Genomic DNA, 16728 nt, shown 5'->3' with positions numbered 1-16728 from the left:
TTAAAAATTCATCTGTAATCCGAATTTCACACCAAATTTAGAAACATCTGGACGGTCGAGATAGTTGCCACGCCAATTGAAATCGACCCGTAAAATTTTGAGATTTCCGAAGCCTATGTTTTCTAACCCAAATCCGTATTCATAATAGATTTGCTGATCTGGTGCGGAATATTTTTGGTTCTCGAAGTTGATGTTTTTAGAAGCATCACTTAAAGTTCCGTACGCGCCACGCCAGAAAATCACTTCCCTAAGTTTGAGTTTTTTAATCAAAGGTAAATAAGAAAGGATTTTTCCTTGAAAATGATGCTCAAAATGTAAAGTCGTGTACGCATCAGCTACAAATTCGTAATATTTGAGCAACGCAAAAGTATTGGAAACTAAGCTGTATGATTGATTTCCAGGAATTATATTCTGCAAAGCCAAAGGAACTGTATTGAAGTTTTTACCCGCTTCGAAATTCAAATTGGTACGGCCGAAATTTCCAAGAATTATTGGTTGTGCGTACAAAAACTGCAATTTATTATAATCGAAATCACCATTCAAAACATTTTCAAATCCGTGCGTAAATTTCAGGACGAAAGTTGGTGAAAGTGTGGTGAAAGCATATCGATCAACACCGTATTGAGAGTATTTTGCGCCCGGTTGAGCCATTAAGCTAAAAGTCGTATGGAAATCGTTGACTTCAGATTTTAGCATTCCATTTTTATAAAAATCTAAATTGAATTGTGCAGGATTTGCCGATTTAATCTGTTGTGTAGAAGCATCCATTCTTACCTGAAAATTTTTAATCGGCTCGAAAGAAAAGAACAAATTATTTTGTTTTACGGAACTCAAAGAGATATTGCTTCCGGAAGAAAAAACCGAAGACGAAGCGAAGGAACGCGTCATAATTCCATCATCATTGGTCAATTGAGCTCCGAGTTGCATCACATCATTACGACTTCCGAAACCAATGGTAGAGCGACTTTCACGATTAAACATATATCGTGCTTCTGCACCGTATTTCCATTTTTTATCTTTAAAACCATATGCAGAATATCCTTCTATTCTCCATAAATCATTTGGTGAAAAATACGTTCTCGCACCTACTCGAATTCGGTCTCCTTCCACATCATTGTGGCCATAAACAGAAAATACGTCGCCAAAATCAATGGCTTTCCATGCATTGATATAGCCAGATTGTAGTATTTCTACCGTTTTTACAATCCGCTTAAATTTCGGCACACTTTCAAGCTGATTTACCATCGTGTAGACCTTTTTTTCATCTTCTTCCAAAGGCTCTACCCTTTCTTTTTCCCAGAATTCATCGGTTTTAGTTAGATTCTCGTCACTTAAAGTCTGGTCCTTCGGCATTAAAAAAGAATCACTGAAATTCTGATTGAAGAGGTAATCGCTGTAAATATCGGTTCGTTTGAAAAGTACTCCTTTTGAGTCTTTCTTTTTATTGAAAATCGACATTTCGAGTTCGGTATAGGTTTTCTTTGGCAGGAAGACCTCGTCATTTGACGTGTCATATTCCAATTCCATATAAATTCCGTTCACGAAATTCACATTAATTTTGTTGGTAGATTTCTGGGTAGATTTTACAATATTGTACGTATCTTTTGAAATATAAAGACTTCCTTGAAAAGCCAACATCTCCTTTCTTTTCGGCAAATATTTAATTAAAAAACATTCTGTTCCGTTGACGGAAAGCGAATCGGCGAGTTCGTATTCGTAATTGCTAAAACCATCAGTTCCTGCCGGACTTGGGAAACCAATATTGAAAAAATTGAGCGTATTGTCGTAGATATTAACGTCTTTAAATTGATTTTTAGCCGTCGCTGCGATAAGTTCGTTGTTGCTAAAGCCGGAAAATTTATTGGCAATGATCAGTTTATTTTCTCTTTTTTCGGGAGTGTTTTTCCCATAAGTTTTAAAGATTGTTTCATTGAAAAAAACCGGCAGCGTAAGCTTTTTATCATAATTGGCAGAATCCGCATAATCGAAAACAAATTCCAATTGATTGAATATTTTTTTCTGCATGAAAGCACTGTCGATATTGTTGAGCCCAATTTCTATTTTCTCATATTCTTTGAACTGGTAATCGTTGTAATTGGCTAAACCATTGGTTCTTTTACGTTTCCAAACCTCCTGCATAATTGCATACGCGGGGTTATCTTTTTTATTTTTAAACTTTTTCTTATTGATTCCTGAAAGTACCACTTCCTGAATTTGTGCAACATTTTCGGGTTGCATTTTCAGACTCAAGTTTTCAAAACGTGCGTTGCTGAAATTCAAAACTTCGGTTTTGTAATTTTTTTTAATGAAAGTCGCGGTTGTAATTCCTGAGTCGGAGACGATGGTAAAATTAGAAGAAGTTGTGAGCAATTCTGGTTTCTCCTTATTATTAATGAAAATTTCAACACCAGAAAGCGGTTTTCCATTCACAGCATCTACCACCGAACCAGAAATTTTGGTTTGGGAAAATGCAAAAGTCCCCAACAACAAAAACACTAAAATTTTTGTTTTTTGGATGAAACGGTACCGAAACTGTGAATTTCTCTTCATGAATTCGTCAACATATAACTGCATATAGAAAATCTCTATAGCGAAAAGCAGACCAATGAAAAATGGAATGCAAAATTTAATTTTAAAACTCTAAATAACCTTCTCCGTCGGGAAGATTGGTGATTTTTGAAATCGGGTAAATAAACATATCATCAAAATCATTCATCGCATTAATCAATTGAAAATGAGAATATTCTTTGATGTTTTGTAACGTGATTTCTGCTTCTTTTATTTTTTTATTTTTCAACAAATGCGTCCGCTGAACTCCGTTGAGCAAAAAGGTGTTCGGCGTAAACCAATCTTTTCCTTTCAGAAAAAGCAAATTCGAAAAAGATGTATCGGTAATATGATTGTTTTTCACAATAATAATTTCAGAAGCTTTCGCTTTATTAATCATCTTTTCAAACTCTTTTCTATCCTCAAATTTAAAGGAATAATCGTACACATTATTTTCCACGAGTTGGAAATCATCAATCTCGGAAATCGCATAAGGAATCAATTGCGTACGATAATTTTTGTTCAGATCGTAGGTGATTTTCAGTTTATAAAGTCCGTCTTCGTCGTGTTCCAACTCTTTGAAAATCTTTGCAATATCGATAGAACCTTCTTTCCCGAAATGCGAGAAAGTATTGTTCATTCTTTTTTGATGAAGTTCTAAGAGGAAAATTTCCTGATCTTCTATTTTAATGCTTTCAATAAATTGGGACATAAATTTTATTTTTCATTTCTTGGTATTCATCAGCAAAATTACTCAAATGCGTGATTCCACCGCCACTTTTGAAATATAATTTGTCTTTTTCTTTTTCGATGAATCTGATTATCACACAGGAATCGAGATTTTTCCCATCAAACCAGCCGCAAACACCGGTGTAAAAGCCTCTGGAATAATTTTCCGCTTCGAGGATTATTTCTAAAGTTTTAGGTTTCGGTGCGCCTAAAACCGAACCTGCTGGCAAAACCGTTTTCATTATGCTTCCAATTTTCCCTCGGAATTCGGGTTTTAGCTTCCCGGAAATCTCGGAACTCATCGCAAAAAGGTTTTTTTGTTTGGTTTTCAGGAAGTCAATTCTCTGAAAATCATCCAATTTCACCTCATCGGCAATCATGCTCAAATCGTTTCTCAATAAGTCAACTACTGTATAATGTTCCGCTTTTTCCTTCATATTGTTTTTCAGTATTTCAGCAGCATTTTCTATTTCTGCATCAATCGTTCCTTTCATCGGATGTGTGAAAACCTTATTGTCAACAATTTCAATAAAAGTTTCTGGTGAGAAAAACATCCAGTTTCCGGGATAAAGCACTTTGTATTTCGCCTGAGAAATTTGGTAAAAGTTTTCTAAAGTCAGATTCGTTTTGATTTCTGTTTTGCAAGTATAATTAACGAGATAAGAATTTCCTTTTTTCAAATGATTTTGAACAATATCAAACCCTTTTTTGTAAGATTCTTCTGAAATTGGCAAGGATTCAAAGATAATTTCTTCCGGAAGTTCTTGCTCTTTTAATGTCGTTTTAAAGTTTTGAAAATCAATTAATAAACCCGATTCTTCAATTTCCTTTTTAGTGAAAATTTCAACATTTTCCATTAAAAAATCAATCATAAAAAAGAAAGGAACTTTCTGTTGGGAAAGCTCATCCATTACATCAAAATTTGGGTGAAAAGTGGAGTTCATTTGTCGCAAAAATAAAGAAAAGTGAGAACTAACCTATAAAAACATCGGGTTTAAATCCTAAAAGATTATTTTTGCGGTATGAATCGCAATCCATTACAACAAATATCTATATCGAAAATCCTGAATTCGGCATTCGCATATTGGAGCAAAGCAATGCTTTATCACTTCATTTACAGCATCTTATATCTTTCTTTGTTTTTTGTAGGATATTATTCGCTTTTTCAATATTTCGGACTTTGGAATGAGATTATGCAACATCGTGATTTGGTGCGAACTGACCTTCCAGCTTTCAACAAAAAAGTGGAAGAAATCGCTAGGCTTCCGCAAGCTCAGAATTTTGGGTTGGCATTTTTCCTTTTGTTGGCACTGATTAATCCACTGAATGTGGGGTTATTTAAAATCTATCGAAAAATTGACCTCAAAGAACCGATTGGTTTTAATGATCTTCTCGCAGGATATCAAGGATTTGATTTTTTTAAATTTTTCGGATTTTATCTGTTCTGGTTGATCATTTTCACTTACGCAAACGCCCTTTTGTTTCTTGGAATTTTCTGGATTTTCATCACCTTATTTTCTGTTCCGTTGATGTTTTTCATGAATGTGAAAACCTTTGAAGGCATTTCATTAACACTCAAAGGATTACGAGGCAACTTTGCGACCATCGTCATTTGTATGATCGTTGCCGCGGCATTTAGTTTTTGTGGAATTTTGCTTTGTGGCTTTGGTTTTCTGCTCACTTTCCCGTTTTGGCAAACGATGATTTATACGCTTTATCAAAATCTTTATAAAGAAATCGGTTAAATTTAGTTTCAATTCATGAGTTTTTCAATATTAAATTTTAAATTTGAGAAACTTTAAAAACTTAAACAATGACCTCATTTCAAGAATTTAGCCAGAAAAAAGCTCCCGAACGTAACTCCGGAGAAATTATTTCCCACGCATTTGAAATGTACAAAGGAATTTTTCTTTATGCACTTTTGGCGATGGTACTCTATTTTGTAGTTTCCCTTTTGGTACAACCTGTTTCGGGATTCGATTCGAGAGAATTTAACGAAGTAATCCGATCCTCAGATGGTGATTTTTCTTCAATCAATATGTGGTCGGTTCCGGGGCTGAAGCTTTATTATGGACTTTCCGGGCTTCTCAGTTTGGTTTTAGCTCCTTTGTATGTTGGACTTATTTATATGGCTAACAAATACAATTTCAACCAACCAATTCAAGCTTCGGACTTGTTTATCGGTTATAAACAAAACTTTCTGAACATTGTCCTTTACAGCTTGGTTTCGAGCGTTGTGATGGGAATCGCTTTTATGATGTGTGTGATTCCCGGCTTTTTTGTTCTTCCTTTTTTCTTGTTGGGTTATCCGATTTTGTTGTTTGAAAATGCCAGTTTTGCAGATGCAATAAGTAAATCTTTTAAGATTGCAAAAGAGAATTACGGCGTGTTTTTAGGAACTTCCGTTTTGGGGCTTCTGATTAGTCTTTCGGGTGTTGTCCTTTGTGGAATAGGGATTATTGCAACCGCACTGTTCTATTTTGCAGTGATGTATTCGGCATATTGTGCATTTTTAGGTGCGCCTCGACAAATAGAATTTAAAAATTAAAATTTATCAATATTATATGTAAATTTGAAAACAACAGATGAGCTGTTGTTTTTTTCTTTTTAAACTAAAAATATGTCAACCAAAAAACACCAAATAAGCGAAGTAAAAATAAAGCAGATTTTTTTATTGGCTGTCATTATCGTCTTAGCCGGATTAATTTGTTTTAATCTTGCGTTGTTCATTCCGTCGGTTCTTGGTGCGATTACGCTTTATATTATCTCCAGGAAATACAATCTTTATCTCCAAGAGCAAAAGAACTGGAAACCTTGGGTAGCATCAATGGTTATTATATTTGCGACTTTGGTCATTCTGATTCTTCCGATTTATTTCATCGCTGATTTACTCATTGAAAAATTAGGAAATGCGAATGCTTACATGCAGAAATTCAATGTATTTGTTGATAAAATCCACGATTACGTTTTTTCTAAAACAAAAATTGATATTTTAAGTAAAGAGAACCTCACCAAGCTGAAAGAAAATGTTGGAAAATTCTCTACATCCGCACTTAGTGGTACTTTCAATACACTTACTGTTGTAGTCTCAATGTATTTCATCCTTTATTTTATGCTCGAAAAACCACGTCTTTTTGAAAGATTGGTAAAAAGTTCAGCCCCTTTAAAAAAAGCCAACATTAACCTGATCGGTGAAAAAATCCGTAAGATGGTTATTGCCAATGCAATTGGAATCCCAGTAGTTGCCATGGGACAAGGTATTGCCGCTTTAATCGGTTATCTTATTTTCGGTGCTCCGAGTGCAGTATTGCTTTTTGCACTTACCGCAGTAGCTTCTATGATTCCTATTGTGGGAGCGGCAATTGTGTATGTTCCTGTGTGTATCTTCATGATTGCTGAAGGAAATGTAGGTCCTGGGCTTGGTTTAGCTGCATATTGTTTAATTGTGGTTGGATTAACGGATAACCTACTCCGTTTTACTTTATTAAAAAAACTCGAAAACATTCACCCGCTCAATACCGTATTCGGAATTATCGTTGGAATGAATATTTTCGGATTTATGGGACTTATTTTTGGGCCTATTCTTATTTCGATTACCGTGCTGTTGATTCAGGTTTACCGAGACGAATTTTCTGATGATGAGCGAGAATTGATTATGCCGGAACCTAAAGAAATTGAAAAGAAAATCGATTTAAGCATCTAAAAATGGAAGGTTTTAATCCAGAAATATTAGTAGAAATCTGCACGGCAAAAATGCCTTTCGGCAAATACAAAGACACCGTGATCGCCGATTTGCCCATCAATTATCTTGAATGGTTTCAGCGAAAAGGAATGCCTCCCGGAAAATTGGGGATGCAACTTTCCACGATTTATGAAATTAAAATGAATGGATTAATGGATTTGTTGACACCCATTCGCGGAAAAGTGAGTTATGAGAAGCCGAAAAAGAAGGTTTATAAGTTTTAGCCCTTCAAAGCGGCAATTTCATCCCGTAATTTGGCAGCTTTAATGAAATCGAGATTTTTCGCGGCCGCTTCCATCGCTTTTTGCTTTTCTGCAATTAGTTCGGTGGCATCTTTGCCATAGTTCGCTTTTTCTTCTGCGACCTGTTTTAGGATTTCTTTTTGGGTGTATTTCGGATCCGGGAAATCTTTGGATCTTCCGACAAGAATTTCAGAAATTTTCTTGTTCAAAGCCATCGGTTTTACCCCATGTCTTTCATTGTAAGCGATTTGTTTTTCGCGACGATAATTGGTTTCATCGATTGCTTTTTGCATAGAACCTGTCATTTTATCGGCATACAAAATTGCTTTTCCATTTACGTTTCTTGCCGCTCTACCAATGGTTTGAACTAAAGAACGACGCGAACGAAGCATTCCTTCTTTATCTGCATCGAGGATTGCAACCAGTGAAACTTCCGGCAAATCGAGACCTTCTCTCAATAAATTCACACCCACCAAAACATCAAACAAACCGACCCTCAAATCCTGCATAATTTGAATTCTTTCTAAAGTTTCCACATCGGAGTGAATATATCGTGTTCTAATCCCAAATTTTGTGAAATATTTGGTAAGTTCTTCTGCCATTTTTTTGGTTAAAGTCGTTACCAGAACCCTTTCATCGACTTCGGTTCTTTTTTGAATTTCCTCAATTAAATCATCAATCTGATTCATCGAAGGCCGAACTTCAATCACAGGATCCAAAAGTCCGGTTGGACGGATGATTTGTTCCACATATTCGCCGCCGGTTTTTTCCAATTCATAATCGGCAGGAGTTGCGGAAACGTAAATCACCTGATTCTGCATTGATTCAAATTCCTCAAACTTCAAAGGTCGGTTGTCCATCGCAGCCGGAAGTCGGAAGCCATGTTCCACCAAAACTTCTTTTCTACTTCTATCGCCTCCGTACATCGCATGAACTTGCGGAATTGTTACGTGACTTTCATCAATCACCATCAAAAAATCTTTCGGAAAATAATCTAAAAGACAAAACGGTCGCGAACCAGGTAGTCTTCCATCAAAATAACGTGAATAATTCTCAATTCCACTGCAGTAACCGAGTTCTTTCATCATTTCCAGATCGAGTTCGGTTCTTTCCTGAAGTCGCTTGGCTTCAAAAGGTTTTCCGATTTCATTGAAAAAATCAACCTGCTTCACCATATCATCCTGAATTTCCCGAATGGCATTATTTTGCGTTTCTTTGGAAGTCACAAATAAATTGGCCGGATAAATATTCATTTCCTCAAATTCAGCCATCACATTTCCAGAAAGCGGGTTGAAACTCTGGATTCTTTCAATTTCGTCTCCGAAAAATTGAATTCTCACCGCATTATCAGCATAAGCTGGATAAACATCAATCACATCACCTTTCACCCGAAACGTACCTCTTGTGAACTCCCCCAAAGTTCTGGAGTACAATGCGTTTACTAATTTATGAAGAAAAGCTGTTCGAGTGATTTTTGCATTTTTCTGAACTTCAATTAAAGATTTATTGAATTCTGTCGGGTTTCCGATACCATAAATACAAGAAACCGACGCCACAATCAACACATCTCTTCTCCCCGAAAGCAAACTTGCGGAAGCTGAAAGCCTAAGTTTTTCCACTTCTTCGTTGATGGAAAGATCTTTTTCGATATACGTATTTGTAGATGCAATAAATGCTTCCGGTTGATAATAATCGTAGTAACTCACGAAATATTCCACAGCATTTTCAGGGAAAAATTCTTTAAATTCCATGAAAAGCTGCGCAGCCAAGGTTTTGTTGTGCGCCAAAACAATGGTAGGTTTCTGAACGCTTTGTACCACATTGGCAACGGTAAAAGTTTTCCCAGAGCCTGTAACACCCAAAAGCGTTTGGTATCTTTCGCCATCTTCAAGACCTTTTACCAGTTTTTCAATGGCTTGAGGCTGATCTCCGGTTGGTTTATAATCTGATTGAAGTTTGAACTGCATCATGCAAAATTACGGAAATTTAAGCGCGAATTTTTAATTGATATTGCTTTAATTAAGTTCTATTATTATGATTCTGTGATTTGGAATGATCGATATGTAAAAGAAGATAAGATGTTCAACACTTGTCAATTATTCTAAATAATTATTTCTTTCTTTTAGAAAATCTCTCAAAGTCTTCTATGACAAGACCATTAGCTTCATTTCTCGGTTGAAAACGTATATTCTTGTTGGTGTACAATACAGGGCTTTCAGCTGTTTTTGTAATCGTTTGTCCGCTAATCAATTCCAAAGCTTTTTTGAGCTCTGGATCTGAAGTATTCCCAAATTCTTTAATATTGTTAATGGCTTTATAAGGATTTACGTCATATGTAGGAAGAATACCTCTACCTCCTGAAGGATTACTATCTCTATCTTTATTGTAATAAGAGAAAGTGATAGGCTGTAATTTCCATTCATGAGTTGTATTCCTCGATGAGTAAGAAGTATAATCTGACGCAGGGGAATCATAAAGGGTGATGGAACCTACAAACTTGCCATAAGTTTCATTACCAATGGTAGTTACTGGAACATATTTATTCAGACTAATTACTGTAAGTTCGCTCGCAGATGCCGTTTGGAATGATACTAAAACATAGATCTTAGTTAAATTGAGACTATTAACAGGCTGTTGACCAGTTACTTCTGGATGCCCATTAATTATATTATAAGTATTAACTGTATTTTTCAAAAACTCCATTCCGTCTTCATTATTATGCTTATTATTAAAATCAAGATATACATAAGGTTGTCCGGTGAAACTTCCATTAATCATTTGCGCTAATGCAGAAGCCGTTTCCAAAGAGCCCCCTCCATTGTATCTCAAGTCTAAAATAAGTTCTGTAATTCCGTCGCCTTTCATCGTAGCGAAGGCTGCATTTAATTCATCATTATAGTCAGATTTAAACCCATTATAGACAAGGTAACCAATATTTTTACCACTATAAGAATATTTTTTATAGAATGCTACCGGATTTTCGTCGATATCGGCTCTAGTAATGCTGATGTTTTCTACCTTATCAGTTGTTACCAGCGCAGTGGAAGTCATAACAGCCGTTGCAGCCCTTGTTATGGAAAATTGATCCTGAGAAAGAGATGAATAATTACTCAACGTTAATGGATTACCGTTAACTTTGGTGATAATATCACCGCGTTGAATCCCTGCATTTGCAGCTGGAGAGCCAGGAACCACATAATTTACCAAAGCTACCGCAGAAGTATTGGTACCATCTTTGGGATACACTGCATAGTCGAATCCTGAACTTTTTTCTACTTCAGCAACCCGAGATGCGGCAACAATTGTATTTTTATTTTCTATCCAAGAGAAACGATCGGTATTTCCGTAATCATATAAAAGACTGTAAAATAATCCATCTGGAGATTTTGAATTTATAAAAGGAATATAATCGGCAGAGTTTTTGAAGCTATCTGCCAAACTGGGAACATTGGGTTGCCAATAATACCAAGAGTTCATTGCCTTCCACACAAAATCATTGATCTCATTTGCCTTAGTAGTCGGTGTAGGTGTAGACTCAGGAGTATTATCTCTCGAGCAAGAAACCAATACTAGGGTACTAAGAGCAAAACCTGCTATGTATTTTTTGATATCCATATGTAATAATTTTAATAAATTTGAGTTTAACAATTAACGAAAAAATTATGAAAAACAATATACTATCGCCAACAATATTAATAATTGCAGGTACATTTATTTCAACTTCCTGTACTACAAACCAATTGCCAAGAGTGAAAGACCCTACCTATCAAGCCTATGATATCTCCGGTGAAAGAGGATATCATGTTGCTTTTGAATTGTCACACGATTCAATTCAAGCAACTGCGTTGATCATTAATAGGATTCAGCAAAGTATTTCTAATGAAAATAAAGTTGGTTTAAAATACAATGTTAATGTAATCTCACAGTCAAAAAAAATCCTAGGTTTTAAGCCAAAAGTTACGAATCAGGAAAACGGAATCTTATTTAAAACCGATACAACCGAGGTTTTCAAACCAGTAGATTTCAAATTACTTTCAAAATAAAGCGTTTAGAAAGAGCAATTGTTCATGTCTAATAGATTCTCTTTGTTTCCCAAGAATACCAATCAACAGAGTGAAGTTGTTTTAGAAAATAGATTTTAAAGATGATTACAGAGGATAGAGAGGTGAGCTAGATATTGCATTAAACACCAGACTCACTGATGATTAATGAAATTTAATTATTCAAAAATAATTAAAAAGGAAAATGATTGGTTTATTTCAATTTCTGAATGCTATTCAAAAGAAATTCTAGATTAGAAGGCGAGCTTTTTTCTCCAGACTTTATTGCGATGGTTATTTTTCTGTCATCAATGATCGTGTCCCTATAAATGAAATCATTTTTCTTTATTTTATTATTTAGTAGAAGATAGTAATCGGTTTCAATGGTGGAAGAAGTTCCAAAAAGAATAATATTTTTAAATTCCAAATTTCTTTTCAACTGAAACTTTCTGAACTCTTTTTTACTGTTTGCAACTTTGAAAGCACCAAAGGAAGTAAACTTTATATTTAAAGAATCGTTGCTTATACACACATAGCCTCCACAACTTTGCGTGCTATTATATTTTGAAAATTTACTAAATGAATTGCATGAACACAACAAAACTAAAACAATGATTACTAAAATACTTTTCATTTTGGATAAGTTATTTTATGATTAAGCTCTACCGGATTATTATTTTCACGAATTTGTTTTTGTTCCCTTTCGTTCATTTCCTTAAAATTAGGAGTAAATACTTTTCCGTTTTCATCTTGCCATTTGATAATTTGCATAGAACCTCCTGAATTTTTACCATTAATTTCTCTGGTAGGGGTCTGAATAATAATCTAACGCCAATTTCTCATATTGCTTCCAACTAATTGGTAGCGCTTTATCTTTATCATATAAGTTACCATCATTATTTTTAATCTGTACCAAAGAAAAATGATAATCCTTTTTATCATCATAAATTTCTATTATTAATCCTGGTAACCCACTGAAAACATATGGCCCGTCTGAAATCGGGACTTCATTTGTGAACCAAGCAATCCAGTTCCTTCCTCCATAACTAACTTCTGCTTTTTGAGTTTTCATTTCTAGAATTTCTCGTGTTTCAGCTTCGATTTTCGAATGTAGTTCTTCATCAATTTTAATTGTATAAAGATTTTTAAAATTATGAATATATTTATGCGTATTCATTAGTTCCAAATCTTTTGTTACGCTCAAAAAATCTTTAAAAGAAGTGGTAGTAAAAGAAAATCTATTTGTAGTATGAAAAAGTGAATCCGACTTCTTCTCGTCAATTGTTCTGAATATTGATTTCCTACTTACGACATCCAAGACAAATTTTTCTTTTGAAATACTTTCCTTAATTAGGCTGGGTCTAAATTCAAGTTCATAGATAAAACTTTTATTCTGTGAAAAAACAATCCCATAAGTCACAAGAAAAACAAAAATTATATTTTTTTTCCAGATTTGCATGTCTTTTTTATTAACAAATGTAATAAAATTTGTCGGCGCAATTTTTGTTTCTTTATCTTCACAATCACTAAAATTCTCAATATGAAATCATTAATAACCAAATCTTTACCATTTCTAGGAATAGCACTAATGCTTTCCTGCAGCGGGAATTCCAAGAATACCAATCAACAGAGTGAAGTTGTTTTAGAAAATGGAAAGCTTCCCAATCCTGAAACTTCCGACAAAAACTCTCCGGAATACGAGCCTGCTTTTGCAGGACAAACCCGTGTTGAAGGTTTAAAAACAAAAACGGCTTATCAGGTTGAAGTCATTAATTCAGATTTAGAAAAACCTTGGGGAATTATCAATCTACCCGACGGAAGATTTTTAATCACTTCAAAACCTGGTTATTTGAATATTGTTTCGACGGATGGAAAAACTATTTCTAAAGTTGATGGTTTACCAAAAGTTGATGCAAAAGGGCAAGGTGGATTGTTGGATGTCGCTTTAGATCCGGATTTTAAGAACAACAGAATGATTTTCTGGACTTTTTCTGAACCTTTTTCAGGTGGAAATCATACTGCAGTAGCGAAAGGAAAACTTTCCGCTGATGAAAAATCTATTGAAAATCCGACCGTTATTTTCTGGGCAACACCAACTTATGATGGCGATAAACACTACGGAAGTCGTTTGGTTTTTGATAAAGACGGAAATCTTTTTGTAAGCACCGGCGAACGTTCGGATAAGGAAACCAGACCATTTGCTCAAAAACAAGATTCGTATTTGGGGAAAGTTCTAAAAATAACAAAAGATGGGAAACCCGCATCCGGAAATCCCAATATTTCAGGATGGAAACCCGAAATTTATTCGACAGGTCACCGAAATCCACAGGGATTGGCAATGGATGAAAATGGTCAACTTTGGGAAGCAGAGATGGGACCACGAGGTGGAGATGAAATCAATTTAATAAAACCTGGAAATAACTACGGTTGGGGCGACGTAACCTACGGAATTGAATATATCGGCTCAAAAATTAATAACGGAACAACGAAAAAAGAAGGTACAGAACAACCCGTTTATTATTGGGATCCTTCGATCTCCATGAGCGGAATCACCTTTTATACCGGAAATATTGAGGAATGGAAAAACAATTTGATGATTGGTTGCCTTAGCGGACAAAAAATTATTCGTTTGGTGATAAAAAATAATAAAGTAGTAGGCGAAGAATGGCTGTTGGAGGACAAAAACGATCGAATTCGTGATGTACTCAACGGGAATGACGGTAATTTATATGCGGTTTCAGACAGCGGAAAACTTTATAAAATCACTAAAAAATAAGCATTTTATTCTGCCAAATAAACCAAATCATTATTGTGATTTTCTTTTAAATCGGTGAGAACTTTAGCTGTTTTCAGTTTTTCGAAAAGACTATCAATAATAAAATTTTTCTCGAAAAATTGACGATGAATTCCGGGAAGCATATCCATGAAAAGATTCATTCCGACTTGGTTATTGTGCAAATCCATTTTCTTTTCCAATGGTTCGTTAGGAAATAATTCTTCGTGCAAATCAGTCATTTCTTTGCAGAATTTTAATGCTTTTTTAGGAGAAGAAATCTTGCAACAATACATCATAATCAACGCGGACCATAAAGCATGTCTGAAAGCATTACCAACACCGTTCGTAGCACTGGTTTTTGGAAAGAATTTTTCGGCGAGCGTAAAACTTTTAATCGTGGCATAAAATCCTAAAAAGGCAAACAAAGGATGCGGAACCACTAATTTTAGAAGTCGCAAAAGCTTCTGAAAACTCAGTGTTCTAATCGTATTGAAAAGTATTTTTATAATTTTTCTCATAATAGAAATCTCTCCTGATTAGGAGAGATTTTCAATGATTTATTAACTTATTTTAGTGTACCAACAGATTCACTGTTTTGGAAACTTTTTCTTTGATTTCAGTTCTTTTCACAATGAAATCTACGAAACCTTTTTCCTGCAAAAATTCTGAAGTTTGGAAACCTTCGGGCAAATCTTTTCCGATGGTTTCGCGAATTACTCTTGGCCCAGCAAAACCGATTAAAGCGCCTGGTTCAGCCATAATGATATCTGCTGTCATTGCAAAAGATGCTGTAATTCCACCAAAAGTAGGATCGCACAAATAGGCGATATACAAAAGTCCCGCTTCTGAAAGTTGAGCCAATTTCGCTTGTACTTTTGCCAATTGCATTAGTGAATATGTTGCTTCCTGCATTCTTGCTCCTCCGGATTGGCAGATGATCATGTACGGGAGTCGGTTTTCGATACAATAATCTACGGCTCTTCTAATTTTTTCTCCCATTACAGAACCTAAAGAACCCCCGATGAATGCGAAATCCATACAGGAAATCACCATTTCGGTTCCGTTTACTTTTCCTACACCGTTTCGGATAGAGTCGGTAAGTTTGGTTTTTGCTTTTACTTCTTTAAGACGGTCGGTATACGACTTGGTATCTTTGAAATTAAGCATATCCACACTTTCTACTTCTGCATGAAGTTCAGTATAATTGTTGTCATCAAAAAGGATGGAAAAAAATTCTTTACTTCCAATTCTCACATGGAAACCATCTTCAGGGGAAACATAATTATTAGCTTTAAGTTCCTCATGTTCAATAATTTTCCCGGTTGGAGTTTGATGCCAAAGACCTTTCGGTACATCTTTCTTATCCTCCGTGGAAGTAGTAATATTTTTTGCTTTTCTTTTAAACCAGTCGAATGCCATTTCTTAGAAAATTTAGATTTCAGGAGTGCAAATTTATGGTATAAGTTCTAAATTATCGCTTATTTTAAAACTTATACCAAAAAATTGATAAAATTAGTTGAGAGTATTTACGTTGTTCAGGTCTTCAAAAGCCTGTACCAATCTTCTGCTGAAGGTTTCTTCGCCTTTTCTTACCCAAACTCTTGGGTCATAGAATTTTTTGTTTGGTTTTTCTTCGCCTTCAGGGTTTCCGATTTGTGTTTTCAGATACTCGACATTATTAACCATATAATCTCTGATTCCTTCGGTATAAGCGAATTGAAGATCAGTATCAATGTTCATTTTGATTGCGCCATAGCTGATTGCTTCTCTGATTTCTTCAACTGTAGAACCTGATCCGCCATGGAAAACAAAATTCACTGGTTTTTCACCTAAACCAAATTTCTCTTGAACGTATTTTTGAGAGTTATCAAGAATTTTCGGTGTTAATTTCACATTCCCCGGTTTGTAAACACCGTGAACGTTTCCGAACGCTGCTGCGATGGTGAAATTAGGAGAAATTGCATTTAATCTTTCATAAGCATAAGCAACTTCATCAGGTTGCGTGTATAATTTAGAAGAATCTACTCCGGAATTGTCTACTCCGTCTTCTTCACCACCAGTTACTCCCAATTCGATTTCCAAGGTCATTCCCATTTTTGCCATTCTTTCAAAATATTTGCAAGAAATGTCAAGGTTTTCTTCGATTGGCTCTTCAGACAAATCGAGCATGTGAGAAGAGTATAAAGATTTTCCGGTTTGTGCGAAAAATTCTTCGTTTGCATCCATCAATCCGTCAATCCAAGGCAATAATTTCTTAGCACAGTGGTCGGTATGAAGAATTACGGTAGCTCCGTAAGCTTCAGCCAAAGTGTGAATATGTTTTGCACCTGCAACCGCACCTAAAATAGCTGCTTTTTGTCCATCATTGCTTAAACCTTTTCCTGCATTGTATGCAGCACCACCATTAGAAAACTGAATAATTACTGGAGAATTCAATTTTGCGGCAGTTTCTAAAACTGCATTTACGTTACTGGATCCGATAACATTTACCGCCGGAAGCGCAAAGTTATTTTCTTTGGCATAATTAAAAATGTCTGTAACCAATTGACCTGTGGCAACACCTGCCGGAAAACGTCTGCTCATAATAAAATTATTTTTGTAAATTTTGAATAGGTAAAAATACAAAAATTATGATGATTATAAAGCAGGCTC

General features: G+C 35.3%; 17 protein-coding genes. 6 read left to right on the top strand and 11 right to left on the bottom strand.

What is annotated here, in order from left to right; all coding sequences use genetic code 11:
* Genes NOV28_RS09075 through NOV28_RS09065 form a run of 3 tightly spaced genes read right to left on the bottom strand, consistent with a single transcriptional unit; the run spans window position 1 to window position 4220 of the window.
* Complete coding sequence (locus NOV28_RS09075) at window positions 1-2574, bottom strand: DUF5686 family protein (protein WP_255929995.1); 2574 nt, start codon at window positions 2572-2574, stop codon at window positions 1-3.
* 58 nt (window positions 2575-2632) lie between these two features.
* Window positions 2633-3259, bottom strand: a complete 627-nt coding sequence (locus tag NOV28_RS09070; RefSeq protein WP_255929993.1) for an aminotransferase class IV — start codon at window positions 3257-3259, stop codon at window positions 2633-2635.
* Window positions 3243-4220 carry an aminodeoxychorismate synthase component I gene (locus NOV28_RS09065; RefSeq protein ID WP_255929991.1) on the bottom strand — a complete coding sequence of 326 codons (978 nt, stop codon included), beginning with the start codon at window positions 4218-4220 and terminating at the stop codon, window positions 3243-3245. The genes NOV28_RS09070 and NOV28_RS09065 overlap by 17 nt, the downstream gene beginning before the upstream one ends.
* Window positions 4221-4298: 78 nt before the next feature.
* On the opposite strand from NOV28_RS09065, the gene NOV28_RS09060 reads away from it, so the two are divergent.
* From NOV28_RS09060 to NOV28_RS09045, 4 genes are all read left to right on the top strand, one after another.
* Entirely contained in the window at window positions 4299-5021 is a 723-nt protein-coding gene (locus NOV28_RS09060; RefSeq protein WP_255929989.1) for a hypothetical protein, read from the top strand.
* Window positions 5022-5089: 68 nt separating this feature from the next.
* Window positions 5090-5824, top strand: a complete 735-nt coding sequence (locus tag NOV28_RS09055) for a beta-carotene 15,15'-monooxygenase (protein WP_255929987.1) — start codon at window positions 5090-5092, stop codon at window positions 5822-5824.
* Window positions 5825-5896: 72 nt separating this feature from the next.
* Window positions 5897-6979: an AI-2E family transporter gene (locus NOV28_RS09050; RefSeq protein WP_255929985.1), complete on the top strand. Its 1083-nt coding sequence runs from the start codon at window positions 5897-5899 to the stop codon at window positions 6977-6979.
* A gap of 2 nt (window positions 6980-6981) precedes the next feature.
* Window positions 6982-7242: a DUF3820 family protein gene (locus tag NOV28_RS09045; protein ID WP_255929983.1), complete on the top strand. Its 261-nt coding sequence runs from the start codon at window positions 6982-6984 to the stop codon at window positions 7240-7242.
* Here NOV28_RS09045 and uvrB read toward each other — a convergent pair.
* Both uvrB and NOV28_RS09035 read right to left on the bottom strand, forming a co-directional pair.
* Window positions 7239-9227 (bottom strand): excinuclease ABC subunit UvrB, encoded by a 1989-nt coding sequence (gene uvrB, locus NOV28_RS09040; RefSeq protein WP_255930394.1) that lies wholly within the window; start codon window positions 9225-9227, stop codon window positions 7239-7241. The genes NOV28_RS09045 and uvrB overlap by 4 nt on opposite strands.
* Before the next feature lie 142 nt (window positions 9228-9369).
* Window positions 9370-10875: a S41 family peptidase gene (locus NOV28_RS09035; RefSeq protein ID WP_255929981.1), complete on the bottom strand. Its 1506-nt coding sequence runs from the start codon at window positions 10873-10875 to the stop codon at window positions 9370-9372.
* A gap of 47 nt (window positions 10876-10922) precedes the next feature.
* Between NOV28_RS09035 and NOV28_RS09030 the strand changes: the two genes are divergently transcribed.
* Window positions 10923-11303: a hypothetical protein gene (locus tag NOV28_RS09030; RefSeq protein WP_255929979.1), complete on the top strand. Its 381-nt coding sequence runs from the start codon at window positions 10923-10925 to the stop codon at window positions 11301-11303.
* A gap of 211 nt (window positions 11304-11514) precedes the next feature.
* Here NOV28_RS09030 and NOV28_RS09025 read toward each other — a convergent pair whose 3' ends face one another.
* Genes NOV28_RS09025 through NOV28_RS09015 form a run of 3 tightly spaced genes read right to left on the bottom strand, consistent with a single transcriptional unit; the run spans window position 11515 to window position 12759 of the window.
* Entirely contained in the window at window positions 11515-11934 is a 420-nt protein-coding gene (locus NOV28_RS09025; RefSeq protein WP_255929977.1) for a hypothetical protein, read from the bottom strand.
* Entirely contained in the window at window positions 11931-12071 is a 141-nt protein-coding gene (locus tag NOV28_RS09020) for a hypothetical protein (RefSeq protein WP_255929975.1), read from the bottom strand. Before NOV28_RS09020 ends, NOV28_RS09025 begins: the two co-directional genes overlap by 4 nt.
* 22 nt (window positions 12072-12093) lie before the next feature.
* A complete protein-coding gene (locus tag NOV28_RS09015) occupies window positions 12094-12759 on the bottom strand; it encodes a GLPGLI family protein (protein WP_255929973.1) in 666 nt (221 codons plus the stop codon).
* An 81-nt stretch (window positions 12760-12840) separates the two neighbouring features.
* Between NOV28_RS09015 and NOV28_RS09010 the strand changes: the two genes are divergently transcribed.
* Complete coding sequence (locus NOV28_RS09010; RefSeq protein WP_255929971.1) at window positions 12841-14076, top strand: PQQ-dependent sugar dehydrogenase; 1236 nt, start codon at window positions 12841-12843, stop codon at window positions 14074-14076.
* A gap of 5 nt (window positions 14077-14081) precedes the next feature.
* Here the strand turns inward: NOV28_RS09010 and NOV28_RS09005 are convergent, their stop codons facing one another.
* From NOV28_RS09005 to fbaA, 3 genes are all read right to left on the bottom strand, one after another.
* Window positions 14082-14594 carry a DUF6973 domain-containing protein gene (locus NOV28_RS09005; protein WP_255929969.1) on the bottom strand — a complete coding sequence of 171 codons (513 nt, stop codon included), beginning with the start codon at window positions 14592-14594 and terminating at the stop codon, window positions 14082-14084.
* Window positions 14595-14646: 52 nt separating this feature from the next.
* A complete protein-coding gene (gene accD, locus NOV28_RS09000) occupies window positions 14647-15495 on the bottom strand; it encodes an acetyl-CoA carboxylase, carboxyltransferase subunit beta (RefSeq protein WP_255929967.1) in 849 nt (282 codons plus the stop codon).
* Window positions 15496-15588: 93 nt separating this feature from the next.
* On the bottom strand, window positions 15589-16659 hold the full coding sequence (gene fbaA / locus NOV28_RS08995; protein ID WP_255929965.1) for a class II fructose-bisphosphate aldolase: 1071 nt from the start codon (window positions 16657-16659) through the stop codon (window positions 15589-15591).
* Window positions 16660-16728 lie beyond the last annotated feature (69 nt).

Origin of the sequence: Kaistella montana (assembly GCF_024436175.1) — a bacterium.
In the GTDB taxonomy this organism is placed as follows: Bacteria; Bacteroidota; Bacteroidia; order Flavobacteriales; family Weeksellaceae; genus Kaistella; species Kaistella montana.
Note: the sequence above shows the minus strand (reverse complement) of the source record. Positions and strands in the feature narration are given on the sequence as shown.